Source organism: Hyphomonas polymorpha PS728, assembly GCF_000685315.1.
Lineage (GTDB): Bacteria > Pseudomonadota > Alphaproteobacteria > Caulobacterales > Hyphomonadaceae > Hyphomonas > Hyphomonas polymorpha.
The window spans coordinates 26,785-51,437 of sequence record NZ_ARYM01000001.1; the positions used below are offsets into that span (position 1 = coordinate 26,785).

22 protein-coding genes and 1 other RNA gene are annotated in these 24,653 nt (G+C 62.6%); 12 read left to right on the plus strand and 11 right to left on the minus strand.

The genetic code is table 11. The annotated features are described in order from the left end of the window. The first annotated feature begins 7 nt into the window (after positions 1–7). Positions 8–622, plus strand: coding sequence for a glutathione S-transferase family protein (locus HPO_RS00200; RefSeq protein WP_035593055.1), 615 nt, complete (start codon positions 8–10; stop codon positions 620–622). A 62-nt stretch (positions 623–684) separates the two neighbouring features. Here the strand turns inward: HPO_RS00200 and HPO_RS00205 are convergent, their stop codons facing one another. Continuing rightward, the gene (locus HPO_RS00205) at positions 685–1,467 is read right to left on the minus strand and encodes an SDR family NAD(P)-dependent oxidoreductase (protein WP_035593058.1); all 783 of its coding nucleotides are present in this window, start codon (positions 1,465–1,467) and stop codon (positions 685–687) included. A 160-nt stretch (positions 1,468–1,627) separates the two neighbouring features. Here HPO_RS00205 and HPO_RS00210 point away from each other — a divergent pair, with 160 nt between their 5' ends. Continuing rightward, positions 1,628–2,539 (plus strand): LysR family transcriptional regulator, encoded by a 912-nt coding sequence (locus HPO_RS00210; RefSeq protein ID WP_035593060.1) that lies wholly within the window; start codon positions 1,628–1,630, stop codon positions 2,537–2,539. 271 nt (positions 2,540–2,810) lie between these two features. On the opposite strand, the gene HPO_RS00215 is transcribed toward HPO_RS00210, so the two are convergent. After that, entirely contained in the window at positions 2,811–4,739 is a 1,929-nt protein-coding gene (locus HPO_RS00215; RefSeq protein ID WP_035593062.1) for a hypothetical protein, read from the minus strand. Positions 4,740–4,780: 41 nt separating this feature from the next. Further along, positions 4,781–5,662, minus strand: a complete 882-nt coding sequence (locus HPO_RS00220) for a hypothetical protein (RefSeq protein ID WP_051612104.1) — start codon at positions 5,660–5,662, stop codon at positions 4,781–4,783. Between the two features lie 128 nt (positions 5,663–5,790). Here HPO_RS00220 and HPO_RS00225 point away from each other — a divergent pair, with 128 nt between their 5' ends. Continuing rightward, entirely contained in the window at positions 5,791–6,756 is a 966-nt protein-coding gene (locus HPO_RS00225) for an alpha/beta hydrolase (RefSeq protein WP_035593065.1), read from the plus strand. A 124-nt stretch (positions 6,757–6,880) separates the two neighbouring features. On the opposite strand, the gene HPO_RS00230 is transcribed toward HPO_RS00225, so the two are convergent. After that, the gene (locus HPO_RS00230; protein ID WP_035593067.1) at positions 6,881–7,345 is read right to left on the minus strand and encodes a Dps family protein; all 465 of its coding nucleotides are present in this window, start codon (positions 7,343–7,345) and stop codon (positions 6,881–6,883) included. Positions 7,346–7,470: 125 nt separating this feature from the next. Next, positions 7,471–8,682, minus strand: a complete 1,212-nt coding sequence (locus HPO_RS00235) for a pyridoxal phosphate-dependent aminotransferase (protein WP_035593069.1) — start codon at positions 8,680–8,682, stop codon at positions 7,471–7,473. 257 nt (positions 8,683–8,939) lie between these two features. Here HPO_RS00235 and HPO_RS00240 point away from each other — a divergent pair, with 257 nt between their 5' ends. Beyond that, the gene (locus HPO_RS00240) at positions 8,940–9,224 is read left to right on the plus strand and encodes a hypothetical protein (protein ID WP_035593071.1); all 285 of its coding nucleotides are present in this window, start codon (positions 8,940–8,942) and stop codon (positions 9,222–9,224) included. A gap of 58 nt (positions 9,225–9,282) precedes the next feature. Further along, positions 9,283–11,157, plus strand: a complete 1,875-nt coding sequence (gene uvrC / locus HPO_RS00245) for an excinuclease ABC subunit UvrC (protein WP_035593073.1) — start codon at positions 9,283–9,285, stop codon at positions 11,155–11,157. Here the strand turns inward: uvrC and HPO_RS00250 are convergent. Continuing rightward, complete coding sequence (locus HPO_RS00250) at positions 11,154–11,771, minus strand: TetR/AcrR family transcriptional regulator (RefSeq protein ID WP_035593075.1); 618 nt, start codon at positions 11,769–11,771, stop codon at positions 11,154–11,156. The genes uvrC and HPO_RS00250 overlap by 4 nt on opposite strands. Positions 11,772–11,873: 102 nt before the next feature. Between HPO_RS00250 and HPO_RS00255 the strand changes: the two genes are divergently transcribed. From HPO_RS00255 to HPO_RS00265, 4 genes are all read left to right on the plus strand, one after another. Then, complete coding sequence (locus HPO_RS00255; protein ID WP_035593077.1) at positions 11,874–13,214, plus strand: oxygenase MpaB family protein; 1,341 nt, start codon at positions 11,874–11,876, stop codon at positions 13,212–13,214. Positions 13,215–13,246: 32 nt separating this feature from the next. Further along, positions 13,247–13,603, plus strand: a transfer-messenger RNA (tmRNA) gene (gene ssrA / locus HPO_RS20140). Between the two features lie 83 nt (positions 13,604–13,686). Continuing rightward, on the plus strand, positions 13,687–14,331 hold the full coding sequence (locus tag HPO_RS00260) for a DUF5671 domain-containing protein (protein WP_035593078.1): 645 nt from the start codon (positions 13,687–13,689) through the stop codon (positions 14,329–14,331). Then, positions 14,321–14,803, plus strand: a complete 483-nt coding sequence (locus tag HPO_RS00265; RefSeq protein ID WP_035593080.1) for a hypothetical protein — start codon at positions 14,321–14,323, stop codon at positions 14,801–14,803. Before HPO_RS00260 ends, HPO_RS00265 begins: the two co-directional genes overlap by 11 nt. A gap of 98 nt (positions 14,804–14,901) precedes the next feature. Here HPO_RS00265 and HPO_RS00270 read toward each other — a convergent pair whose 3' ends face one another. Further along, positions 14,902–15,228: a hypothetical protein gene (locus tag HPO_RS00270; protein WP_035593082.1), complete on the minus strand. Its 327-nt coding sequence runs from the start codon at positions 15,226–15,228 to the stop codon at positions 14,902–14,904. A gap of 225 nt (positions 15,229–15,453) precedes the next feature. Here HPO_RS00270 and HPO_RS19435 point away from each other — a divergent pair, with 225 nt between their 5' ends. Both HPO_RS19435 and HPO_RS00280 read left to right on the plus strand, forming a co-directional pair. Beyond that, entirely contained in the window at positions 15,454–17,397 is a 1,944-nt protein-coding gene (locus HPO_RS19435; RefSeq protein WP_157532576.1) for a winged helix-turn-helix domain-containing protein, read from the plus strand. Between the two features lie 97 nt (positions 17,398–17,494). Then, a complete protein-coding gene (locus HPO_RS00280) occupies positions 17,495–18,502 on the plus strand; it encodes an SDR family oxidoreductase (protein WP_084324077.1) in 1,008 nt (335 codons plus the stop codon). Between the two features lie 24 nt (positions 18,503–18,526). Here the strand turns inward: HPO_RS00280 and HPO_RS00285 are convergent, their stop codons facing one another. Both HPO_RS00285 and HPO_RS00290 read right to left on the minus strand, forming a co-directional pair. Continuing rightward, the gene (locus HPO_RS00285) at positions 18,527–19,198 is read right to left on the minus strand and encodes a glutathione S-transferase family protein (RefSeq protein WP_035593084.1); all 672 of its coding nucleotides are present in this window, start codon (positions 19,196–19,198) and stop codon (positions 18,527–18,529) included. Positions 19,199–19,333: 135 nt separating this feature from the next. After that, complete coding sequence (locus HPO_RS00290) at positions 19,334–21,304, minus strand: S9 family peptidase (protein WP_051612106.1); 1,971 nt, start codon at positions 21,302–21,304, stop codon at positions 19,334–19,336. A gap of 151 nt (positions 21,305–21,455) precedes the next feature. On the opposite strand from HPO_RS00290, the gene HPO_RS00295 reads away from it, so the two are divergent. Further along, on the plus strand, positions 21,456–22,781 hold the full coding sequence (locus HPO_RS00295; RefSeq protein WP_035593586.1) for an alkaline phosphatase family protein: 1,326 nt from the start codon (positions 21,456–21,458) through the stop codon (positions 22,779–22,781). Between the two features lie 7 nt (positions 22,782–22,788). On the opposite strand, the gene HPO_RS00300 is transcribed toward HPO_RS00295, so the two are convergent. Continuing rightward, on the minus strand, positions 22,789–23,214 hold the full coding sequence (locus HPO_RS00300; protein WP_035593086.1) for a hypothetical protein: 426 nt from the start codon (positions 23,212–23,214) through the stop codon (positions 22,789–22,791). 89 nt (positions 23,215–23,303) lie between these two features. After that, the gene (locus HPO_RS00305; protein WP_051612108.1) at positions 23,304–24,542 is read right to left on the minus strand and encodes a pyridoxal phosphate-dependent decarboxylase family protein; all 1,239 of its coding nucleotides are present in this window, start codon (positions 24,540–24,542) and stop codon (positions 23,304–23,306) included. Between the last annotated feature and the right edge of the window lie 111 nt (positions 24,543–24,653).

Consider the following 24,653-nt stretch of genomic DNA (forward strand, 5'->3'; position numbering starts at 1 on the left):
GGAAGCAATGAAACTCTATCACAGCCCGATGGCGCCCAATCCGGACCGCGTCGTCTATTTCCTGCGCGCCAAGGGCAAGCTCGACGCGGTCGACCTGCAGGAAGTCTCGATCATGCAGCAGGATCATAAAAAGCCCGAATACCGTGAGGTTTCGCCTTTCTCGCAGGTGCCGGCGCTCGTTCTCGATGATGGCACCAAGCTCACCGAGAGCCGCGCCATCTGCACCTATTTCGAAGGCATCTTTCCGGAGCCGAACCTGATGGGCGCAGACCCCAAGGAGAAAGCCCTGATCGAGATGTGGGATCGCCGCATCGAGCTGATGTTTTTCATCCAGTTCGCCGGCTGGTTCCGAAATGTCCACCCGATGATGGCCCCGCTCGAAGTGCCCCAGAGCGCTGAAGCGGCCGCGAAGAGCGAGAAGGCCGCCCGCAAGATGGCCGAACGCCTTAACGAACACCTGGCGAATAACGAATTCGTTGCCGCTGATCGCTTCTCGATTGCCGACATCACCCTCTTCATCACCTGTGGCTTCTGCCGTGTGATGAAATGGGCGCCGCACAAGGAGCTCCCCAATCTCGGCCGCTGGTATGACGTCATGGCCCAGCGCGGCTTCGCCGGCTGAGCGAGGTAGGCCGGAGTATCCAGCCCACCCCCGTCAAAAACGGGGGTGGGCGGAGTATACGGTCAGCGCGGCGCCATGCGGATGCCGCCATCGAGACGGAGGCACTGGGCGTTGAAATAGGTGTTGCGCACCAGTTCCAGAACCAGCGAGCCATATTCTTCCGGCTTGCCGAGGCGTTTGGGGAAGGGGACTGACGAGGCGAGGCTGTTGAGCACCTTGTCCGACGCGCGCAGCATCAGCGGGGTAGCGAAGATGCCCGGCATGATCGAATTGACGCGAATGCCGATATCCATCAGGTCGCGCGCCATCGGCAGGACGAGGCCATTGACGCCCGCCTTGCATGATCCGTAGACGACCTGTCCGATCTGGCCATCCTGGGCGGCGACAGAGGCTGTCAGTGTGATGCAGCCGCGCTCGCCATCTTCCAGCTCGGGCAGGTTTGCCATGCCCTCGGCCGACAGCGAGGCAATACGGTAGGAAGCCACCAGCACGCCCTTCGCGCCGAACTCATAGTCCTCGGTGGAAAGGCGTTTGTAGCGGGCGTTTTCCTTGTCCCAGGAAAGCGTCTTGCCACCTTTCGAGGCCATGGCGCAGTGCACCGTGATCCGCTCCTGGCCATGGGCGGCGCGGGCTTTCTCGAAGCCGGCGACCACGGAAGCTTCATCCATGATGTTCACATTGCAGAAGATGCCGCCGATTTCCTTGGCGGTGGCTTCGCCGGCTTCGGCATTGATGTCGAAAATGGCAACCTTGGCGCCAGCCTTTGCCAGGGCGCGGGCAGTGGCCTGGCCGAGGCCCGAGGCACCCCCGGTGACGACGGCGGCGGTCTCTTTGGTGATTTGCATGGACGGTTTCCTTCCCTGTCTGGCTGTCTTTATTCCTGTTTAGGCAGGGGCGGGCGGGTTGCAAATGGTGACGCAGCGCCAAGGATAATGCGTTCCAAAAAGCAACCCGGCGCGTCATTCCTCTTGCCGCAGGTTCAAACTCCCGTCACAAACCCTTTCCATGGATTGGGGTAAGCTCAGATCATTCCACGCCGCCGCCGAATCCGGCAGCCTCACCCTTGCGGGCGAGCGCCTTGGCATTTCCCAATCAGCCGTCTCCCGCCAGATTGCGGCGCTGGAGGAACAGCTTGGCGTCTCGCTGTTCCAGCGCCATGCCCGCGGCCTGGTGCTGACCGATAGCGGCCACACCCTCTACCGCTCGACGATGGAGATGGCCTCGGCCGCCCAATCAGCCAACACAGCCCTGCGCGACCAGCAGGAAACCCCGCAGGGGGAGCTGATCGTGGCCGCCCCGGTGGCGTTCGGGTCGATCTGGATGGTGCCGCGGCTGGGCAATTTCGTCCGCCGCCACCCTGATTTGCGGCTCGATCTGCGCCTGGATGACCAATTTGAGTATGATTTGCTCAAGCTGGAGGCCGAATGCGCCGTGCGCCTCTGGCCGGCGGACAAGGCAGACCTGATCCAGCGCAAGCTCGGCACGCTGGGCACAAACCTCTATGCCTCGCCCGAATATCTGAAGACCCATGGCGTGCCCAAGGAGCCTCAGGATCTCGATAACCACCGGATCATCGCCTATGGCGACGAGTCCACGCCGCTGTTCGAGATGGCCTTTGCCTGCCGGGTAGGGCGTGATGACGCCCCCCCGCGCAACGCGACCCTGAAGGTGAATAATGTGTTCGCCATGCTCCGGGCGGTTGATGCTGGTCTTGGGATTGCCGATGTGCCGGACTATATGGCCGCTACGTTGCCCCGTCTGGTGCGGGTCCTTCCTGAAGTAACCGGGCCGGTTTTCGATCTTTACTTTATTTACCCCAGCGACTTGCGCCGGTCTAAGCGCGTGGCTGCGTTCCGGGAGTTCCTGACGGCCGAGACGGAGCCCCTGCGCCGGGTTTCTATGCGTCAAGGTTCGTGAATTCTAGGTAACACATGCAGAATTGCATGAGTGAGCTGCTGTGTCGCATGTTGCAATGCAGCGAAAATGCCCTATCTAGGCGTCATGCCAAGGGTCCTGGGCATAACCCGATCATTCCTCCGATTGGGCGTTTCCTCCCCCCTTCAGGACCCCACTTTATGCCCGGCGCGTCTTATGATGCTGCCGGGCTTTCTTTTTTCCGGCCCGCTGCTCCCGCTTGTAAGGTCTGAAAAGCCGGGTTTCTGAATTTACAGAATTTACAAAACACACTTTACCGCAAGAAGCCACGAATAAGGCGCCAGACCAGGAAAATCACGAGGGCGATCGTGAAGGTCATCGAGGCGTAGAGCACGAATACGGAAAACTCGTTCCAGGGTTGATCGAGATTCCCGCCGGACAGGTCCAGGAAGGGTGGCACCCAGCTGAGGCTGACAGAAACCTCGTCATTCCGGCTGAGATCGCGCAGTTTGTCGGCCCACATCATCGCCAATTGGAAGAAGCCGAACACGCCCAGCGCGCCAAGCAGCAGGTTCATCGCGCTCTCGTCCTTCTTGGCGAGGCGCGCCTCCCGGTCCCGGGTCTGGCTTTCCATGTTGGAGATCAGGCGTTCGATATAATCATTCCGCCGGCCGATCCCGCGCAGCTGGGTCATCTTCTCGAATACTTCGCTCTCGGTGTCATAGCGGAACACGTTCATGTACCGGTCGCGGTAATAATTGGCATACTGCCCGGTGCGGAAGGCGTAGAAGGCTTCGGCTGCGCGTTTCAGCCTGCCCTTGTTGCCGAGCTTTTCCACCTCGTCGATCAGCTCGAAGGCGGAGGCTTCATATTCCCGCGTCATGAACTCGTTATGCATCGAGACGACATGGATCATGAAGGCGTAGGGGCAGGTGCCGATATAGTCATTGGCCGCTTCCAGGCTGCGGGCCTTCTCGACATAGGTGGTCAGCGCGCGCGGATTGGCGAAGCGCACGAATTTCCGCTCGGTCGCCTGTTCCTCGGTGGCCGGATAGATCGGGTCGGTCGAATCCAGGATCTCTGACGGGTCCTGGTTCATGAAATCGATGATGTTCTGGTTGAAGCCAGCGATGAACAGGTATTGCAGACAGTCCTGCCGCCGGCGGTCATCCATGCCGGGCCGGGTCTTGCGGGCCGCGTCGATCTGCGCGTCGGTGAACTGGTCATAGTCCGGCCGGTTGATCACCCAGTGCCAATAGTCCGGCCCCATGCGGATTTCGGGCACATCCACCAGCCCGCGCGGGTTCAACCCGTCCAGCTTCCGCTGATAGGGCAGATAGCACTCCTCCTGCACCATCAGCGTGCGCGGCGGAGGCACACCGGTCACCTTGTCCGGTTCTGGCAGCAGGCGGCGGAAGAAGGTGGCATCCTCGAAGAAGAAGAGAAGACGGGACACCGGCATCACAAGGCCGGGCACCTCGATGAAGGGCGCTTCGGCCACCAGCGCGTCAAAGGTTGGCGCCAGCGGAGGGGCCTGACCCTTGCCGGGATCGCGCGGCAGCTTTCCAAACAGGTCTTCCGCATCCAGATCGAAGGAGGCGCGCACATATTGCCAGAAGCTCAGGTCTTCTCCGCGCGGGCTTTTGACGCGCAGGAGGTCCAGCGGGGCAATGCCGGTGCGGTCATCGGTGGCGCGGAAGGGCGGGGCGCCGTGCGGGCGGGGTGCGGCTTCAAATTCCTTCGGCGCGGCCGCTTTTTGGAGCAGGGAGAGAAAGTAGAACTCCCCTGGCGTGTGGTCGTAATTGTAGCGAAAGGAAAGATGATATCCGATCGCGCCATTGGCATGGGTGTACCAGAAGCGACGTACCCGGAGGGTGCGCGCCTTGCCAAGGCCAGGCGGTGTGGCGATGAAGCGGCGTCCCTCGGTTGACCAGGCAATCTCGTCCGGCGCCGTGATCTCGATGAACTCGCCATTCTGCGGGCAGAGGGTGTCCAGCAGGAAATCATCCACTGCGCCCAGCCGTTCGCGGTCGGCAATATCATTGAAAAGGGGCTCTACCGCGTCGCGCAGGCGCTTGCTGCCGCGATAGCCGCGCTGAAAATCCCGTACCGTTTCAGCGCCCAGAGGCGCGCCAAGCGCAGCAGTGACCTTCTTTTCACTAACATAGAGCGAGAGGGTGAAGTAGACCGACTTGTCCTCGCATTCCTCAAAGTCGTGCGTGATGCTCGCCATTTCGGTCATCCGGGCCTCTCCTGCAGTATCGGTCGCCGGCCCCCCGCCGGCTAGCTTCGGTCCCGGGACACCTGTGCGGCGGCGGCAAAAACCGCGTCAAACCCTGTCAGGGAAATGTGATCGCCGCGCTGGCAGGCCGCTTCCAGCACCTCCAGCTGGGCGGCAGCCACCGGCGAGGAGGCAGGATCGCGCCCCTTAAGCACGGTCACACCGAAAAAACGCCGCATGTGCGCCAGCATCCGGCAGGCGGGCAGAGACTCCGCGCCGCCAGAGCCGAGCACGCCGAGCAGCAACTCATCCTCCGATCCCTGATCATTTGACAGGGGTGGTTGGCGATACTCCATCCCGACAAGCCGGGCCCCGCGGCGCTCCCAGATTTTCAGCCGGTCAACCTGGTCGAGCCCCGCATGCTGGCTGTCGAGGGCGTAGTCTTCCGGGCTCATCTTCACCGGATTGTTGATCTCGATGAAGATCAGCGGCGTGGGTATTTCGCCCTCGGGCCAGGCAAAAGCCTCGCGCGCTTCCTCGCGGACGAGGTGCATCAGGAGGCCAAACAGGCCGCGGCGGCGCTGGTTTGCGTCCACAAAAATGTAAGAGAGAGAGACGGTCGGGTCTGTTCCATCGCCAGCGAAGGCGATGAAATTGGCCGCGCCCAGCACCGGGCCATTGGCCCCTTCCGTCAGCAGGATCGCCATCTCCCGGTAGGGCCCGTAAAGCGCCGACAGACGCTCATACGCCTCGCCCTCATTCAGGGCGAGGCAGGCACGAAAGCCATCCAGGTCTTCTTTTTCATCGGGCAGGATGAAGGCGGCGTCATAGGCCGCATAGAAGCGCAGGAGATGAGGATCATCAGGCCGCGTGATGTAATGGGCAATCACGCCGCCTTCGAGGGCGTCGCTACGCTCGCGTCCGGGCAGGGAGGTTATCGTCATGCGGTTTGAGTGGTCGCATGTCAGCGGCTTCTGTCAACGGGATTCTCTCTGGCTGCCCCGCCGCAAGGGCTCGACGCTCCCTTCAGGATCGGGAATGCTGGTGGCGATAAACTATCCGGAGGAAACCCATGTCATCCCGCCATCTTGTTGATCCTGAACTGCTGCCCTTCCTGGAGAGCTTCCCGACGATCAACATCAATGCTGAAAATCTGCCTGCGGTGCGCGAGATGAACCGGGCGGGGCTCGCGCTGCTGCCGCCGCTGCCCGAGACGGCGGTGATGGAGGAGCGCTTCATCCCCGGCCCGGCGGGCGCCCCCGATGTGCGCGTGAAACTCTACCGCAGGAAAGACGGCGCCAAGGGCCCGCGCCCGGCGATCCTCCACCTGCATGGCGGGGGCTATATCTCCGGCAATCCGGAATTCATGGGCCCGCAATGCGCGCTCTGGGCAGAGCTCTTTGATGCGGTCGTCGTCTCGCCGGCTTACCGCCTCGCCCCGGAGACCAGCTATCCCGGCAATGTGGAAGACGCGTATGCCGCCACCGCCTGGATGAACCGGGAAGCGGCCAGTCTCGGCCTCGACCCGGCCCGTATCGCGGTGACGGGGGAAAGCGCCGGCGGCGGGCTTTCTGCCGCGCTCGCCCTCTTGGTGCGTGACCGGGGCGAATACCGTTTCTGCCATCAGCAGCTGATCTTCCCGATGCTGGACGATCGCACGGCGGTGCGCGCCGATCTCTCGCCAATGTATGGCGAGTTCATCTGGACAAATGGATCAAACCATTTCGGCTGGGCTTCGCTTCTGGGCCAGCCGCCGGGCAGCCCGGATGTCTCGCCCTATGCGGCGGCCGCCCGCGCAGAAAGCCTTGCCGGCCTGCCGCCCACCTTCATCTCGACTGGCGCACTTGATCTCTTTACGGAGGAAAATCTGGAATATGCCCGCCGCCTGATGGCCGAGGGCGTGCCGGTGGAACTGCACGTCTATCCCGGCGCGCCCCATGCTTATATGCGCGATATGCGCGCCAAAGTCTCACGCACCTATATGCGCGACGCGCTGGCTGGCATGGCCCGCGGCCTGGGGGTAGCGTTTGAGGGGTAGGGGGCGCGCCTCGGCTCACCCTGAGCAAAGTCGAAGGGCGAGCCGGGGCTTGGCGGCAACGCTTGTGGCCATCCTTCGACTTCGCTCAGGATGAGCGTTGTACGGAAGGATGGCAAGGAGCGTATCAGACTGAAGCCCGCAGCATCCAGGCTGTCTTCTCGGCAATCTGCGCGCGCTGGGTGAAGAGGTCGACCGACACCGGGTCGGCATTCTTCTCGGCGATGGTGATGCCATACTTCGCCGCGCGGCTGACGGCTTCATGGCCCGCCGCAAGGTTCTTCACCATCGTGTCGGCGTCGGGCACGTCGTTGTCTGGCTTGATCGTGGCATGTTTCATCATTTCGCCCGAGGAGCCCGGCGCGAAATGGCCAAGCGCCCGGATTCGCTCAGCGATCTCGTCGAGGGCCGCCCACAGCTCGGTGTACTGGGTCATGAACAGGCTGTGTAGCGAATTGAAGCGCGGGCCCGTGACGTTCCAGTGATAACCGTGGGTCTTGATATAGAGCGCATAGGTCTCGCCCAGTAGGGTCTTCAGGGCGTCAGCTGAGGATTTGCGGGCTTCGTCAGACATTCCGATGTCGATGGACATGAAATTTCTCCTTTTGAAACAGAATGGGGAACAGCTCCCCGTGCCCAATGCATATTGGGACTGTGAGACTGATTTTCCAATCCGAAACCCGCCCTGCGGCTATAGGTTCCGCCTATGGCGGCTGATCAGGACAGACTGCCGCAGAAGCGCTGGATGCGGACCAGTGCTTCCTTAAGGATCGCGTCAGATGTGGCGTAGGAAATCCGGAAGGTGCCGGGGAGGCCAAACGCTTCGCCGAAGACGAGGGCGACCTTTTCCGCTTCCAACAGTTCGGCAGCGAAGGTCTTGTCGCTGTCGATCACCGTGCCGGCAGCGGTTTTTTTCCCGATCAACCCCTCGCAGGAGGGATAGACATAGAACGCGCCTTCCGGCTTCGGGCAGACGATCCCGGCGGCCTGGTTCAGGCCTTCGACCATCAGGTTGCGGCGGCCGGCATAGGCGGCGCGGAAGCCGGGCAGGAAGTCCTGCGGGCCGTTGAGCGCCTCGACGCTTGCCCATTGGCTGATCGAACAGGGGTTGGAGGTGGACTGGTCCATCACCTTGCGCATCGCGCCAATCAGTTTCTCCGGCCCGGCGGCATAGCCGATACGCCAGCCGGTCATGGCATACGCCTTGGAAACACCGTTCATCGTCAGGGTACGGTCATAGAGCGAAGGCTCGACCTGCGCGATCGTCTTGTATTCAAACCCGTCATAGACAAGGTGCTCATACATATCATCCGTCAGCACCCAGACCTGCGGGTGGCGCAGCAGCACATCGGCAAGTGCCTTCAGCTCGGCGCCGGTATAGGCCGCGCCGGTAGGGTTGGAGGGCGAGTTGAGGATCAGCCATTTGGTCTTCGGCGTGATCGCCGCTTCCAGGGCAGCCGGCGTCAGCTTGTAGGCTGTCTCTGCGCCGCAGGTCACCGCCACCGGCGTGCCGCCGCACAGCAGCACCATCTCTGGATAGCTGACCCAGTAGGGCGCCGGGATGACCACTTCATCGCCCGCATTCAGCGTGGCCATGAAGGCGTTGAACAGCACAGCCTTGCCGCCGGGCGATACGTTCACCTGAGAGGTCTTGTAGGTGAGGCCGTTCTCGCGGGCGAACTTCGCCACGATCGCTTCCTTCAGCTCCGGAATGCCGTCCGATGGGGTGTATTTCGTCTTGCCTTCGCGGATGGCGCGGATGGCCGCTTCCTTGATGTTTTCCGGTGTATCGAAGTCCGGCTCGCCCGCGCCCAGGCCAATCACGTCCAGCCCCTGACGCTTCATCTCGTTGGCCTTGGTCGTAACGGCAATCGTGGCGGAGGGTTTCACGCGGTCGATTGCATCGGACAGGCGGAGGTCGGCGGCCATTGGGGCGGTCCTTTTTTCTGGAGGGGCGGTTGCGGCGCACGCTTACTGGAGGCCCGGCAGGCCTTCAAGGCGCTGAATTGGCGCTACCCCATCCCGCCAGAGGCAAGGCATGGGCAGGGATGCCCGGCGGGTGAACCAGATCGATGAAATTTTACCGGCTTTTTCGCGAGCCGATAACGCAACTGGCCCATAATGAGCGGTGTTGCGGATAAAACTGCCTGAAAGCAGAGTACCACATCCCGAGCAGTGCCATGAGTATGGATAGCTGGACTCAGAAATTTGACGCCGCCCTTACCCGCGCCAGCTACGAGCTTTCGGGGCTGACCGAGACTCTTTCAGAGTTTCTCGGCGGGCTGAGCCTGGTCGAGAAGATCCTGCTGGGCGCTCTGGGGGTGGCGACGTTATGCTACATGTTCATGCCAGGTGGCCGGGGCGATGGCGCGGGCAATCCCAGCGGCAGATATTTCGCCGGTATCCTCCTGTTGTTCGTTGCCACTGGCGTGTTTGCCGGGCTGGTGATGTCCGGCGACATTTCCCTCTGACAGTTCACGCGCAGCGCACAAGCTTTCCCGCCCCGCCGGTCTCGACTATCTCTGCCCCATGACCGATACGAGCCCCGGCGCTGCCCCGATCCGCGGGGTGGACGTCATCAGAGAGAATTTGAAACACCTCCCGGCCAAGCCCGGCGTCTACCGTATGTTCGGTGAGGCGGGGGAGGTGCTGTATGTCGGCAAGGCGCGCGACCTGAAGGCGCGGGTCTCCAACTATACCCGTATGGGCGGCCACACCCAGCGCATCGCCCGGATGATCTCGATGACGCGGGCGATGGAATTCGTCGTCACCGAAAGCGAGACAGAGGCGCTGCTGCTGGAAGCCAGCCTCGTCAAATCGCTCAAACCCCGTTTCAACGTGCTGCTGCGCGATGACAAGTCGTTTCCTTACATCCTTATCCGCCGCAATCATGAAGCGCCGCAGATCAAGAAGTATCGTGGCAGCAAGCAGGATGAGGGCGATTATTTCGGTCCCTTCGCCAATGCCGGCGCGGTGATGCGCACGCTCGACACGCTGCAGAAGGCGTTCCTGCTGCGCACCTGCGAGGACAGCGTGTATTCGGCCCGCACGCGGCCCTGCATGCTCTACCAGATCAAGCGCTGCGCCGGGCCATGCGTCGGCCTCGTCTCGAAGGAAGACTATACCGAGCTTGCCAATGAGGCGGCCGACTTCCTGCGCGGGAAGGGGGCTGACCTTCAGAAGCGGCTCGCCGCAGAGATGGAAGCGGCCTCCGAGGCGATGGAGTTCGAAACCGCCGCGCGCCTGCGCGACCGCATCCGCGCCATCGCCCATGTCCGCTCCACCCAGGACGTGAACCCCGACGGGATCGAGGAAGCCGATGTGTTTGCCATCTCGATGGAGGGCGGGGTCTCCTGCGTGCAGGTCTTCTTCATCCGGGCCGGGCAGAACTGGGGCGCGAGCGCGCACTTTCCCCGCCATGAGCGCGATCAGTCCGTGGCCGAGATCCTCGCCGCCTTCCTGGTGCAGTTCTATGACAAGCGCCCGCCGCCCCGTCTGATCCTCGTCAACGAGTTGCCCGAACAGGCCGAGCTCATCGAGGAAGCCCTCGCCCTGAAGGCTGGCCGCAAGATCGAGCTGCGCCGTCCCGAACGCGGCGCCAAGCGTGATCTGCTGACCCAGGCCGAGCGCAATGCCCACGAAGCGCTCTCCCGCAAGCTGGCTGAAAGCGCCAGCCAGGAGCGGTTGCTGACGGAAGTGCAGAAGGTGTTTGATCTTCCCCGTCCGCCGGAGCGGATCGAGGTTTACGACAACTCCCACATTCAGGGCACCAACGCCGTCGGCGGCATGATCGTTGCTGGCCCCGAAGGCTTCCGCAAACAGGCCTATCGGAAGTTCAATATCAAGGACACAGAGCTCACCCCCGGCGATGATTACGGAATGATGCGGGAAGTCATGCGCCGCCGCTTTGCCCGCGCATTGAAGGAGAAAGAGTCCGGAAATGTCCAGGAATGGCCGGATCTGGTGCTGATCGATGGTGGCCTTGGCCAGCTGAATGCCACTCTGGAAACGCTGGCGGAGCTTGGTTTGACCCCGGAGGATGTCACCCTTGTGTCCATCGCCAAGGGTGTTGATCGCAATGCTGGCCGCGAACAATTCTTCCGCCCCGGCAAAGCTCCGTTCAAGCTGCCGGAGAATGCGCCGGTTCTCTATTATCTTCAGCGATTGCGGGATGAGGCTCACCGCTGGGCTATCGGCGCGCACCGCCAGAAGCGCGCTGCCGAAGCGGCCCGCTCACCGCTCGATGAAATCGAAGGCATCGGCCCGGCCCGCAAGAAGGCCCTGTTGCACCATTTCGGCTCTGCTCGCGGTGTTTCCCGCGCCAAGGTGGCCGACCTGATGGAGGTGGAGGGCGTCAACGAAGCCCTGGCCATCCGCATCTACGGCCATTTCCACGGCGGTTAGGGCTTGCCCGATGCCTTCTCGGCGCGCGCGCCCAGGGCGATGAGATAGCTCTCGATCAGCAGCACCAGCTCGTCTTCCAGTGCCTTGGGATCAAGTTCCAGTTCCGGTTCGGCCGCCGCAGCCCTCAGCAGGCAGATCACGGCATGGGTCAGCACAAAGGCAGACTCCCGGCCCAGCACAAGATTGAGATCGCTCCGTGAGCTGATCGCCTCGACAAAGGCGAGGTGGTGCTCGCTCATGATGCTTTCGCCGCGCGCCTTGAACAGGGCGTCCATCAGCACGATGCGCGTTTCAGGTGAGCCCTCAATGCCCCCCATGATCGCCTGGATGATGGTGCGGATAGCATCCTGTTCCGGTGCGGCAAGCACGATCTCGGTGACCTTCTGGCGCAGCGCTTCGGCCTGGCGTTCGCCCATGGCTGCAAGAATGTCGTCCCGGTCCCGGAAGTATTGGTAGAGCGTGCCGATGCTGACACCGGCCCGCTCAGCTATGCGATTTGTGGTCAGGCGGCTTTCGCCTTCGCTCTCAAGAAGCTGAAAGGTTGCCGCCAGAATTGCGTCCACAGTGGCTTGCGCACGCGCTTGTTTCGGATTTCTCCGCGTCTTTTCAGTCATTTGCGTCCCCCAACCTTCCGTCGCTCAGCATTTTTCTGATGCGAGTGGAAAATCTGAGAATTGCTTACATTATTTCTCGAAGGTAGCCAAGGACTTGTCTCGATGACCGTATCCCTCGACGCTGTTCACCAGCGCATCCAGCTCCAGAAGACTGTTTTGCCGGTGATGTATGGCGGCGTGGATTTCTCGGCGACGCCGGAGCGCTACACCGACGATATTTCCGTCAGCTCGATGGCCGCTTATGCGGACAAGTTTCCGGCCCCGCCGGCAGATATGGTGGCGCGTGTGCGCGCCTACACGATGCTGGGCGATGTGACGGCCGATGCCTATGCGGCGCTGATGCCGAAATACGGGTTCAAGCGGCTGGTCAGCATGCTGCAGACCGCCTGCGATGAGGGCATCGGCGCGCCGCCGGATGCGCCGCCGGAACTTGCCGCACTGATTGCCGAGATGGAAGTCAGGCCCGCCTGGTTGGACATGGACCTGGTGCGCAAGGGCGCCGAACTGAACCGCCTGCCGATGGCGGTGTTTGCGCCCTGGACGATCCGGGGCGCCTTCCTGGCGACGTTCATGAACAAATACACTGCTCTGCCAATGGCGCTGACCGGCACGCTCTCCAACACCACGGCAGCCAAGCGCGTGAACGAGACGGCGACCTTCTTCACCGTGACGACCCTTCCGAACGCGCTGGAGCCGCGCGGGGAGGGGTTCAAGGCGGCGGCAATGGTGCGCCTGATGCACTCGATGGTGCGCTTCAATGTGCTGCGCGGGATGAGCAAGAGCTGGGACAAGTCCGTCTACGGTATTCCGATCCCGCAGGTGGACCAGATGCCCGCCGGGCTGATCGACGTCTTCCTGCTGGCGTTCAAGATGGTGGAACAGGGCCGCACAGAGTTTACGCCGGAGGAGCGCGCGCGCGTCGAGTTCAGCCGTTATCGCTGCTATCTGCTGGGCCTGCCGGAAGACCTTCTGATGGATACCCCCCAGGGCATTATCGACATCATGAATGCCCGCAGCGCCTCCATCCGCGAAGGCTTTGACGACGCCACCTGCGGCGAGCTGGTGCGCGCAACGCTCGCCGCCTACCTGCCGCCAGACCGGTCGCTGGGCAACCGTATCCACAATTCGCTGGAGCGCCGGGTGGGGCGGATGGTGCTGGTCCAGAGCTTCCTGGGCGGCAGCGTCCAGGCTGCCCGCGACATGGGGGTGGAGGTGGGGTTCCTCGACTATCTGGTGGCCGGGCTGGTGTTGCCGATGATCGGGGTGAAAATGGCGCTCTATGGCGCGGCGGCGAAGGTGCCCGGCCTGCGGGAGCTGGCAGACCGGCGGCTGGTGGCGAAAATCCACAGGCTGCTCAGGCGCTATGGCCATGCCGAATTCACAACAAATGCGGAGGCATACCGCCCGGCTCTCCCGGCCGGCGCGGCAGGGCAGGCCGGGTGATGGCTGCCCGAGGGGCCTATAGGGGATTGTGGGGGCTTACCTTTGCGCCCGCGATCCCCTATATTGGCCCGGTCTTCGGACTATGGCGATAAACGCGCGTGTAATAAGCGGCTCGGACCCGGGGGCGGTACCCGGCGGCTCCACCACAAGCAGACCTCCCCGCAGGTCTGTTTCTGACGGGGCCGAAATAGTGTCGACGGACGTGTAAAGACGAGGCTTTCGCTCGCATGAGCTGCGTTAGAAGCTCACAAGCAAATAGTTGCAAACGACAACTTTGCTGAAGGCGAACTGATGGCTGCGTAAGCGGCCGGATGTTTTCCGACCTTAACTCCTAGGGTATCAGACCCCTAGGCGGGGCCCGGAGGCGCCTGGCAACAGAAGCCTCCACCTTCTCCTCCTGGAAATTGCCTTGTGAACGCCGTGATTGGCGTCCACTCTGCGCGTCAGCAGCGATGGCGATCCGGGGGAGCCTATGGCCAACAGCATACTGACAGATTTCGTCAAGGAAGCGCTCGAACGGGGGCAGGCGCGGCCCGCAATCCGAGCGGTCCTGCTGGATGCGGGATGGCGGGCAGAGGAGGTGGATGAATCCCTCTCCGCCTTTGCTGAGACAGTCTTCCCAATCGCCGTGCCCCGGCCGCAATCCTATCTTTCGGCCCGGGAGGCCTTCTTCTATCTGCTGTTCTTCATCGTGCTCAGCGTGGTGGCCTATAATCTCGGCTCGCTGCTGTTTGCGCTGATCGATACGGCCGTGCCGGACAAGATCGAGCAGCCGTACCGTTACTGGGGCGGACCGGATACGCAGATGCGCTCGGCGATTGCCGGGCTGGTCGTAGGTACGCCGATCTTCTTCTGGCTGGCGCGGATCCTGCTGAAGGCCCGGCGGAGCAATCCCGCCCTGCAACGCTCGCGCATCCGCAAATGGCTGATCTATGTCAGCCTCGTGATCGCTGGCACGATCCTCGTCGCCGATGCGATCTCGGTCGTCTACAATTTCCTCAGCGGCGAGCTGACCCTGCGCTTTGCCTTGAAATCGCTTGTGGTGGCGGCAATTGCCGGGGCGATCTTCAGCTATTTCATCACCAATGCGGAGCGGGATGAGGCCAATGGCATTTAGCCGGGATACGGCCATCGGAACCGGGCTGGGGGCGATCGTGGTGGCGGCGATCATTGCCGGCCTGTTTGTGACGGGCGGGCCTGCCGAAGCACGGCGGCAGAAGGAAGATCAGTTGCGGGAAGCGGCGCTGCTTTCGACGGCCAATGCGCTTGTCTGTCTGGAGAGGGCTGGGGTGGCGTTTCCCGAGGATCGGGCTCAGCAGGAGGCGGTATGGAAGGAATACCGGTCTACGGGCCAGGAGAAATGCTTCAATAGCGACCTGCGCGCCGACCCTGTAACGGAGGCGCCGTTTGCGCTGATGCGTGAGAATGGCCGCGTCATACAGATCTGCGCCAACTTCGCCACCAAACGAAAACAAGACAACGGGCCGTTGACATACGCCTCCCTAACCGCGCTGCCCGCGCTCGGCGAGCGGCGGGATACGGCGGGCGAACACTGTTTTGATATCGACTATTCAGCCGGCATCGGGTGATCCGGAAAAAAGGGGAAATGCCGGCGGTTTGGAGTCACCGCCGGCGATGAGGCTGGCCCCGAGGGCGTAAGTAAAAGGACAGCCCCACCTTTCCAGGATCAATCCATCGCGGCGAATTGCCGGGTGGGCTGACGATCTCCAGACTTTGCGTGGTGAAGTGCGGCGATTTCCTTATTGCCGGCCTTCTTGACGATCCGTTCCATCATGTCGCTCTGGCAGGCGGCTTCTTCACGCGCCTTGACCAGCAGCATCTTGGAATCGCTTCTGCAGGCGCTGCGGGCCTGCTTCTCGAAGCTGGCATAGGTCGCTTCGGCGGGAAGGGCGGGATCATAGCGGAAGGTTGCGGTTGGGCCGGCGGCTGAGGCGGCGCCACAGGCAACACTGGCAGCGAGGAAAGCGGCGGCACTTTTGAATGATAGGGTCATGACTGTCTCCGGGGGGCAGGGGGTGTGTGCAGTTGCGGGCTGCAGAATGACCCTGCCCTGCAGAAGCTGGCGCAAGTCCTGAGGACTAGCGGATTTTTTCCTGATGGATTTATGAAGCCTCAGAATCAAAAGGAAAAAATTGAATACCAAGAATGTTTCCAGCCGCTCGCCTTATGCTAGAGTTCAGATGTAGGGGAGGGCATCGAGACAGAGAGGAACTGCGCCTTGAGCCGTAGTGAGGAAGGCATGAACAAGGCGGGGCCGCACGGCGGGACACTCTGCACACTCATGATCGGTCCGTTTCGCGTCGAGCCTACTGCTCTGACCATTGCCGGACCTGCCGGTACTGTAACGCTCGAGCCAAAGGTCATGGATGTCCTGCTTGTGCTGGCTGCCCGGCGGGGCGAGGTTGTGCTTCGTCAGGAGCTGATCGAGGCAGTCTGGGCGGTCGAGCATGGCGGCGATGAAAGCCTGACCCGGGCCATATCCATTCTGCGCAAGGCGCTGGGAGATGTGCATGGCCAGCGCACGCTGATCGAAACCGTTCCGCGACGGGGATACCGGCTTCTGCTGGAACCTCAGCCTGCTGCGCCAGTCCCTCTGGCCGTCCCTGATGCGCCATCCCCCGCGCTGCCGCCGCAGAAAAGACTGCTGCACCGGATATGGCCGCTGGCCGCTGGCAGCACGCTTGCCCTGGCCTTCCTGATGGGCAGCACAGCGTGGATGTCCGGGGAAAAGAACGTGCTTGAGCCGCTGCCGGGCGTGGTCTCTGTCGGCGAGTTCACCATCGCGGGGGACGATCCTTCCCTGCGCGACATTGCCGATGCCCTTCCGATTGCCGTGTCGACGGGCCTCAGCGGCAATGGTTTGCGTCCGATGGCGGAGAGCGCAGAAGCCCGGCCGGATGCACAGTACAGGCTGACAGGATCCATCAGCCGCCGGGGTAGCGCCGTGCGCGCCGACCTGCATCTCACCGATCCGGCCTCGGACTACGTGGTCTGGTCATTGGGCATGGTAGCGCATGAAGAGAAGGCGGTGCGGCTGCCGGAGTTTACGGCGGTGAAGGCTGCTCAGATGCTGCGCTGTCTGCACGATCTGCGCACACAGATACCCGTCCGAAATACCGAAGGGCTGATCCTCCTGCGCGAGATCTGCGAGAATGCCCGGTCCAAGTCGCTGGAGACATCGTCCGCCATTCGGGCGTTATACGTCAACGACCCATCCCTGCCCGGAGCAAAGGGACTTTCAGCTTTTGCCATGGCTGCGGCGGGAAGCAGCGAAGGCGGAGAAGCGGAGAACCCTGCTGCCCGGCAATTGCGCGAGGAGAGCCAGCGTCTTGCCGAGGAAGTGCTGAGCGAAGATCCCCACAACCTCTTTGCCAGCCTGGCAATGGCGGCTCTTGAGGCGCACAACGGCGATTGGCTCGCCGAAGAAGCCTGGCTTTTGCGGGCAGCGCGCCAGGCGGATGCCCGCAATCTGGTAACCTCGGACATGGTCGCGTTTCTTCGCCGGACCGGGCGTGTGGAAGAGGCAAGTTTCGGCCTGCGTGATACACTCCGTTCGCATCCTTCCTCCAGCGTCTGGCGTACGCGCCGAGGGTGGCTGGAAGCCTCAATGGGCAACCTTGCGGAAGCGCGCCGGGAATTTGATATCGTCGAGCGCGGCGATCCAGGTTTTGAGGAACTTGCCCAACGCACCGATCAGTTCGCCCTCTTTCATGAAGAGCCGGCGATTGCGCTGGAAAAGAAACGTGCAGCGATCGCTGCCGCTGGCCGGCCCCCTGATAACCGCGAACGCTGCCAGATTGCCTTTCTTGAAGAGAAGCTTGCAAGTGAGCCCGATGTGGCGCGCGTCGACAGCGTCTGCGTCCGGACCCAGATTGACTGGCGGATCCGCATGTTCACCCAGCTGGGTGATCTTGACCGGGCATTTGCCGAAGTGCGCAGCTTCAGAAAGGGGCGGAGCTATCATGAAATCGTATTCTTCTATCCGGATATGGCCCCGTTCCGGAACGATGCCCGGTTCTGGCCGCTGGTCGCGGACATGGGCCTTGTGAATTATTGGCGTGAAACCAATCGCTGGCCGGATTTTTGCCGCGAGCCTGACCTGCCACAGCCTTGCCGTGTGGGGGCAGATCTCGCCTTGCGCGCCCACGCTTCAAATCTCTGAGAAGGGTGAGGCCTTGCCGGGGCCGCAGGCCGGTTTCGTTTGTCTCCCCGGATTTTCTGCCTATTGTTTCTGTCAGCAAGCAGGCAGGGAGAGAGCCATGGGCAAGATGGGCGCAACGCGGCGGCAGATGATCGGCGGCTCAGCCGCTGTGCTGGGGGCGATGAGCGGGGCGCCCAAAGCCCTGGGCGAGACGAGCCCGCAAACCCCGCCGCCCGGCGCGCTGGAAGGCAAGTCCATCCTGATCACCGGGGCGGCCTCCGGCTTTGGCCGTCTTGGGGCGGAGCATTATACCCGCCTTGGCGCGCGCGTGTTCGCCACAATGCGGAACCTGCCCCGGCCAGAAGCTGAGGAATTGACGCAGCTTGCCCGCGATGAAGGGCTCGCCATCGAGGTGGTCGAGATCGATGTGATGTCGGATGAAAGCGCCGCCAGCGGCGTGGCCACCGTTCTGGAGAAGACGGGCGGCACGCTGGACGTGCTGATCAACAATGCCGGGATTGGCCTTGGCGGGCCTGCCGAGGTGCAGGACATGGAAGCCACCAAGCTGCTCTTCGAAACGAATGTGTTCGGCCCCCACCGGATGGCGCGGGCCGTTCTGCCGGCCATGCGCGCGGCGGGGAAGGGACAGATTTTCCAGCTATCTTCGCAACTCGGCCGCGTGATCGTGCCGGGCATCGGCCACTATTCGCCGACGAAGTTTGCGCTGGAGGCATTGTCGGAGAGCCTTGCCTATGAGGTCGCCGCACAGGGGATTGAGGTGACGATCATCCAGCCGGGCGGCTATCCCACGAAGATCTGGGAAAAGAGCACCGCGCGCGCCGCCGCCCTCAAGGCGCGCACGCCGCAGGAATTGCTGGATGCCTATCCGGAGATGACCGCCGGCATGGGCCAGCCAAACAGCGGCGGCGGAACCACAGATCCGATGGATATTCCCCGCGCGATTGCCGAAATCATTGCCATGCCGCGCGGCACCCGCCCGCTGCGCCGCCCGGTTCACCCCGGCAACAAGCCGCAGGAAGCGATCAACGCGGTCTCCCGCGAGACACAGCTGGCAATGCTCGGCAATTCACCCTGGGGCCCGGCCGTGAAGGATGTGCTCGACTAGACGCCGCTCCGCAGGCTGATCAGATCAGAGGAGGATGGTGCCTTTGCCATCCTTCTCCATCGCGCGGATGTAGGAGGGGTATTCGCGCATCTGTTTCAGGAAACGGTAGGCGTTGGGATAGGTTTTCTCGTCCATGCCGGCGCGGTGAACGCAAAGCTCCATCGAATAGCCCATCACCATGTCTGCTGCGGTGAGGTCATCGCCCGCAAACCATTTGCTTTCCCCAAGGGCTTTCTCGATCTCGCGGAAGAGGGCGGCCAGGCGCGGGCCGAAGAAGGCCTGGTCCAGCGCGCCGACGAGGGATTTGGCAACCGGGCGGACGAGGAAGGGCGCGCGCGTCTGCATTGCCATCATCACGAACTTGTTGGTCAGCAGGGGCTGCAGGCTGCCTTGCGAGGTGTGGAACCAGAAGAGGTATTTGACGCGCTCCGGCGCGCCGGGCGCCGGGCGCAGGCGGTCGGTGTCATGCTTGTCGCAGATATAATCGACGATGGCGTTGGTTTCGGCCAGCGTGACGGGCCCATCGGTGATCACCGGCGCGGTGCCGAGCGGGGAAATGGCCTTGTAGGCCGCCGGGGCAAGGCGTGTCTGCGGGTCGCGGTCGTAAAGCTTGATCTCATAGGGAACGCCCAATTCCTCCAGCAGCCAGAGAATGCGGATGGACTGGGATTTCTCAAGATGGTGCAGGGTGATCATGGCGTGTCCTCTCGGCCGGGGCGGCGCCCGCCTACACTTAGCGCGCCGCCCCGCGCGGTCGAGAGGAAAATCAGTTTCCGGCGGCGAACGCCGCTCTTTCCCGGGAAGGACCAGGAAAGAGCGGCAGGACGCGCCTTATTCTTCCGCCAGAACTTCCTGGAGGAACATGGTTTCTGCCTCGCGCTGGGCTTCGCGGTTCGATTTCTTGCGGAAGCCGTGCCCTTCATCCATCGCCATCAGGAACCAGGCTTTCACGCCATTGGCCTTGACCGCTTCAAGGATCTGCTCAGCCTCCGTATACGGAACGCGGGGGTCGTTATAGCCCTGAATGACGAAGAGGGGCTTGGTGATCTTCGAGGCATTCTTCAGCGGCGAAATCTCGTCAAAGAAGGCGGCAATGACAGGGTCCCGTTCATCGCCATATTCGGCCCGGCGAAGGTCTGCGCGGTAGCCTTCGGTATTCTCGAGGAACGTCTTGAAGTCCGAGATACCAACAATGTCGATGCCGCCGGCAAGCCGGTCTGCGTAATCGATCATCGAGGCGAGAACCATGTAGCCGCCATAGGAGCCTCCATGGACGATCACCTTATCACTGTTGAGATCGGGCTGTGCTTCGATCCAATCCAGCAGGGCGCCGATATCTTCGACAGACTTTTTCCGGTTGAGGCCGTTATCGAGCGAGACATAGGTTTTGCCATAGCCGGAGGACCCGCGGACATTGGGCACTACAACCGCGATGCCAAGCTCATTGGCCCAATATTGGTAGGAGGAGGCAAAGCCGGGGCGCGACTGGCCTTCCGGCCCGCCATGGATGGAGATGATCACCGGATGCGGGCCTTCGCCTTTCGGCCGGTAGATGAAGGCGGGAATATCCATGCCGTCCGCATTCAGATAATCGAAGAGAACCGGCTCAATGAAGGCGTCGGGGTTGAGGCCTCCGGTTTCCGCTTCGGTCCAGCGGGTGAGGTTCAGCGTTGCCACATCGAACGACCAGGCGTCAGCCGGGCTGGTGGCGGCATTGAAGGTGAAGCCGACATGGCTGCCGCTGCGGGAGAAGACGAGGCCCGAAGCGATGCCCACAGGCAGGGTAGGGCCGGGGCGCACATGGCCACTTTCGACCTCCAGCAGATGGATCGTGCCAAGGCCGCCTTCATTCAGCGTGAAGGCCACCGTATTGCCATCGGGCGAGAGCGTCCAGTCGGACACGCCCCAGTCGATATCTCCGGTATAGTTGGTGAAAGTGCCATCGGGCGCGATACGAACGAGGTTGGTGAACTCGCTGTCCTTGTCGGTGGCGGTGAGGATCGAGCCATCGGCAAGCAGCGCGCCGCCGGAATAGGAGACCGTTTCGCCAGGATTGATCTGCGTCAGCTCGCCGGATGTCAAATCCAGCACGAAGAGACGGCTTTCGGCAATGGAAATATAGCGCTGCAGCAGCAGTTTTGATCCGTCATCGGACCAGTCGACCGGGCCAATGGCGCCTTCGCCTTCCAGCGCCACGCGCACACTGGCGGGGTCGGCCGGGTTGCCCACGATGATGTCATTGTTCGGGTCGCCCGGATTGGTGCGGGCCCAGGCGGCAAGCTGGCCGTCATCGGCCCAGAGGGGCGAGCCATTGCGCGTGCCCGGCTCGGTGAAGCCCGTGATTGTGCCGGTCTGCAGGTCGAAGCGGTAGCCCTGGTAATATTCATCCCCGCCCTTGTCGCGGGCGAAGAGGAAGGCGCCGCCTTTCGGGCTCATCGCGGCGTTGCTGACCGTTTCGTTGAAGAAGGTGAGCTGCCGGCGCGCCCCGCCGGGCGCCTTCACTTCATGGATCTGATTGGTGTCGCCAAACCGTGTGGTGATCAAGATGCTGCCATCGCCGGTCCAGTCCAGGAAGCCATGGCTGCGGACATTCTCATAAGCAGAGAGACGTTCGGAAACGGCAGCGGGGATTTCCGGAATCGATTCGAGGACGAGATTGCCCCGGGTCACGCGCTCGGCGGCGACCGTTGGGGCGGCAGCTTCAGTGAGTGTGGCGGCAGGCGCCGTAGCGGTCTGGGCGCAGGCGGCAAGAGCAGCGGCAAGCACTGCAATAGACACGAGGCGAAGGCTGCGTCGTTTCATGGCGGTTTCCCCATCAGAAGTTTTTCATGACGTTTTGTTTAGTGCTTTCAGCCTCGCCGTCACGCCTTTTTCAGTTCCTGGGCTTCACATCGCCGCTACATTCAGGGTCTAAGGCTGAAACATGTTTGCCGATGGCACGGAGGAGCAGGGCATGGGTCGGTTCAGGGCAGGGATGATTTCGGCAGTGGCAGCGGTCTTGATGGCCGCATGCCAGTCCGCGCAAAATGAAGTGCCCCCGCCCGCATCGCTTCTCTCGCCGCAGATCACCGAGACAGACGCGGCCCCGCCGGTTGCCGAGGCGCCTCTGGTGCTGATGATCGGGCTGGACGGGCTCAACCCGCCGATGATCGACCGCTGGGACGCGCCAAATCTCAAGGCGCTGGCCGCGCGCGGCGTGCGGGCCGAAGCCATGCGCCCGGTGATGCCGAGCGTGACCTTCGTGAACTTCTATTCGCTGGCGACCGGCCTTTACCCCAAGCATCACGGGATGGTGGAGAACTATCCCTATGACAAAGCCGCCGACGAGCAGTTCGACCGCGCCACCGGCCCGCAGGAGGAGCGCTGGTGGCAGGGCGAGCCGATCTGGATCACCGCTGAAAAGCAGGGCCTGCCCACCTCCATCATGTTCTGGCTGGGTTCCGAAGTGGCCCATGATGGCGTGCGTCCCACGCGCTGGACGCCCTATGAACACAACAAGCCCTATCAGGACCGGGTGGACGAAGTGCTCGGCTGGTATGATGCGCCCGAAGCTGAGCTGCCCCGTTTCGCTGCGATCTATTTCGACCGGGTGGACACAGCCGCGCATTATTTCGGGCCGGGGTCTGACAAGGCAAAGGAAGCGGTTGCTGAGGTGGATGGCTATGTTGGCCAGCTCGTCGAAGGGCTGGGCGCGCGCGGCCTGCTGGAACGCACCACCGTGATCGTGGTGTCAGACCATGGCATGGTGTGGGTGGATCCGGCCAAGGTGCTGGACATCGGCCAATTCCTGGACCTCACCGCGCTGAACGTGCCGCAGTTCAACGGCCCCTATGGCGGCTCCAACCATCCCTTCCTGCACATCTATGGCGAGGGCGAAGCGCTGGAGAAAGCCTATCAGGGCCTGAAGAATTTCGACGAGCATATCCATGTCTACAAGCGCGGCGAGATGCCCGCGCACTATCATTTCGACCACCCGACGCGCGGGCCGGATCTCTTCCTCGTGGCCGATCCGGGCTGGTCGGTGCGCAATGCCAATCTCGGCGGCTGGCGCGCGCCGATCCCCGGCCAGCACGGCTATGACAATCTCCATCCCACCATGGCGGCCACCTTCATCGCCGCTGGCCCGGTCTTCCCGGAAGGGGAGATGACCGCCCCGTTCGAGAATGTGAACGTCTATCTGATGATCGCCTGCGCGCTCGGCATCGAGCCGGCAGAAACCGATGGCGACCCGGCGGTGGTGGAGCAGGTGACCGGCGGGCGCTGCCCGGCGGCGCGATAGGGGCGTATCAGTCCGACAGCCGGTCGATTTCCTCGCCGACGAGGCTCGCCAGTTCAGGATTGTTCTGCTGCAGCTCATTCATCCGCGCCATGATCCGCATCTGCGCGGCGCCGATATCCTGCGCGCGGGCGCTGAGGGCCGCAGCGGCTTCCACCTGTTTCATGCCCGACCCTTCCAGGGCCTCCGTCAGGTTTTTCATGCCCAGCGCCGCGGTGCGAATCTCCGCGGCTGCGGCGCGCGCGCTGGCCTCATCGGTCACACCGTCCAGCGCGTCGGCCACGCGGGTCATCTCCTTGACATAGGCAGACGCCATGTCCTTGCCTGACGACGCCCGGGTGATGCTCTGACCGTCAGTCTCACCTGTCTGTCCGCCGCAGCCGGAGAGTGAAAGCGTAGCCGCGAAAAGAGCGGCAGCTAGGAAGGTGCGTGTCATGGCCTTGTATCCTTCAAGAAGTCGCAAGCCAGAATTCCGCTTGCACCCTCTCTAACCCCTTTCACGGTCAAATCCGGACATTTGCAGGGTCAGGAATAACGCGCTTCCACCTTCGGCGCCGTATTGCCGGCCTTCACCGCCTCCAGACACGCGGCGAGGTCGGCGAGGTAGTCATCGGCCACTTCGGCATGTTTGGGCGAGAGCATCAGGTGCAGGCTTGGCGGCTCCACGGTGAAGGAGGTGAACCAGCCGCGCTGGCGCATCGCGCTGTAAAGGGCGAGCGTGTCTGCTTCCGGATGGCGGAAGGCGACGAGGCCGAGCAGCGGGCGCCCGAGCACTTCAAAGCCGAGCGCGCGCACGCCGTCCTCGATTCGCTCCCGCGTCTGGCAGACGAGGCCCTGTTTCTCCCGGTAACCGGAGACGCCAAGCACATTCATCACCGCCCAGGCCGCCGAGATGGCGCCGCCCGGCCGCGTGCCTGCCAGCGTGGGTGTCTTCATGGGCGCGCCCGACCAGTCATGCAGGGTGAACGGCATATGCTTGTAGAGCTCGGCTGAACGGAAGAGGACCGTGGAGGCGCCCTTGGCGCAGTAGCCATATTTGTGCAGGTCCGCGCTCATCGATTTCACCGCAGGCACGGCAAAGTCGAAGTCCGGCACGGGCACGCCGTTCATCCGCGCGAAGGGGGCAAAGTATCCGCCGACGCAGGCATCCACATGCAGCCACACGCCTTTCTCCTCGGCCACTTTGCCGAGCTCGGCGATGGGGTCGATGATGCCGTGGGGAAAGTTCGGGGCCGAGCCGACCATCATGATCGTGGCCTCGTCGATGGCCTCCGCCATAGCGGCGGGGTCGGCTTCATAGCTGCCATCGGTTTTCAGGGGCACGCTGCGGATTTCGATGTCCATCAGCAGCGCGGCCTTGTGGAAGGCCAGGTGGCCGGAACGGGGAATAACGATATTGGCGCGGTCCTTAGGCTTGCCATTGGCGCGGGCATAATCCCGCGCGGTCTTGATCGCCATGGTGATCGAATCGGTGCCGCCGGAGGTGATGGCGCCCGCCGCGCCCTCCGGGCCGTGCAGCAGGCCGAGCGCCATGGAGATCACATCCTTCTCCATCTGTGCCAGCGAGGGGAAGGCGAGGGGGCCAAGGCCATTCTCCGCCATGAACAGGCCATAAGCCTCATGCTGGAGGGCGTGCACATCCTCCCCTGCATTGAAGACATAAACCGCCGTCTTGCCTTCCCGCCAGGCCACATCGCCTGCGCCGCGGCTCAGCATTTCTGCGCGCACCTCGTCCCAGGGGCGGCCCTCTTTGGGCATCTGCATGGCGGTCCTCCTCCGTTTTCAGGCTCTGTTTGCGCAGGAGAGTAGAGGCGAACTCCCCAACTGGCCACCCGCTGCAGGTTACCTGTTCTTGTCACCCGAAAAGCGCTGGGG

Coding starts and splice junctions, on each gene's coding strand:
- HPO_RS00300 (WP_035593086.1), bottom strand. CDS start 23,214: ATGACACGCACCTTCCTAGCTGCCGCTCTTTTCGCGGCTACGCTTTCA.
- HPO_RS00265 (WP_035593080.1), top strand. CDS start 14,321: ATGGCATTTAGCCGGGATACGGCCATCGGAACCGGGCTGGGGGCGATC.
- HPO_RS00215 (WP_035593062.1), bottom strand. CDS start 4,739: ATGACCGAAATGGCGAGCATCACGCACGACTTTGAGGAATGCGAGGAC.
- HPO_RS00235 (WP_035593069.1), bottom strand. CDS start 8,682: ATGGCCGCCGACCTCCGCCTGTCCGATGCAATCGACCGCGTGAAACCC.
- HPO_RS00270 (WP_035593082.1), bottom strand. CDS start 15,228: ATGACCCTATCATTCAAAAGTGCCGCCGCTTTCCTCGCTGCCAGTGTT.
- HPO_RS00305 (WP_051612108.1), bottom strand. CDS start 24,542: ATGCAGATGCCCAAAGAGGGCCGCCCCTGGGACGAGGTGCGCGCAGAA.
- HPO_RS00250 (WP_035593075.1), bottom strand. CDS start 11,771: ATGACTGAAAAGACGCGGAGAAATCCGAAACAAGCGCGTGCGCAAGCC.
- HPO_RS00205 (WP_035593058.1), bottom strand. CDS start 1,467: ATGCAAATCACCAAAGAGACCGCCGCCGTCGTCACCGGGGGTGCCTCG.
- uvrC (WP_035593073.1), top strand. CDS start 9,283: ATGACCGATACGAGCCCCGGCGCTGCCCCGATCCGCGGGGTGGACGTC.
- HPO_RS00255 (WP_035593077.1), top strand. CDS start 11,874: ATGACCGTATCCCTCGACGCTGTTCACCAGCGCATCCAGCTCCAGAAG.
- HPO_RS00285 (WP_035593084.1), bottom strand. CDS start 19,198: ATGATCACCCTGCACCATCTTGAGAAATCCCAGTCCATCCGCATTCTC.
- HPO_RS00240 (WP_035593071.1), top strand. CDS start 8,940: ATGGATAGCTGGACTCAGAAATTTGACGCCGCCCTTACCCGCGCCAGC.
- HPO_RS00220 (WP_051612104.1), bottom strand. CDS start 5,662: ATGACGATAACCTCCCTGCCCGGACGCGAGCGTAGCGACGCCCTCGAA.
- HPO_RS00230 (WP_035593067.1), bottom strand. CDS start 7,345: ATGTCCATCGACATCGGAATGTCTGACGAAGCCCGCAAATCCTCAGCT.
- HPO_RS00290 (WP_051612106.1), bottom strand. CDS start 21,304: ATGAAACGACGCAGCCTTCGCCTCGTGTCTATTGCAGTGCTTGCCGCT.
- HPO_RS00280 (WP_084324077.1), top strand. CDS start 17,495: ATGGGCAAGATGGGCGCAACGCGGCGGCAGATGATCGGCGGCTCAGCC.
- HPO_RS00200 (WP_035593055.1), top strand. CDS start 8: ATGAAACTCTATCACAGCCCGATGGCGCCCAATCCGGACCGCGTCGTC.
- HPO_RS00225 (WP_035593065.1), top strand. CDS start 5,791: ATGTCATCCCGCCATCTTGTTGATCCTGAACTGCTGCCCTTCCTGGAG.
- HPO_RS00260 (WP_035593078.1), top strand. CDS start 13,687: ATGGCCAACAGCATACTGACAGATTTCGTCAAGGAAGCGCTCGAACGG.
- HPO_RS00210 (WP_035593060.1), top strand. CDS start 1,628: ATGGATTGGGGTAAGCTCAGATCATTCCACGCCGCCGCCGAATCCGGC.
- HPO_RS00295 (WP_035593586.1), top strand. CDS start 21,456: ATGGGTCGGTTCAGGGCAGGGATGATTTCGGCAGTGGCAGCGGTCTTG.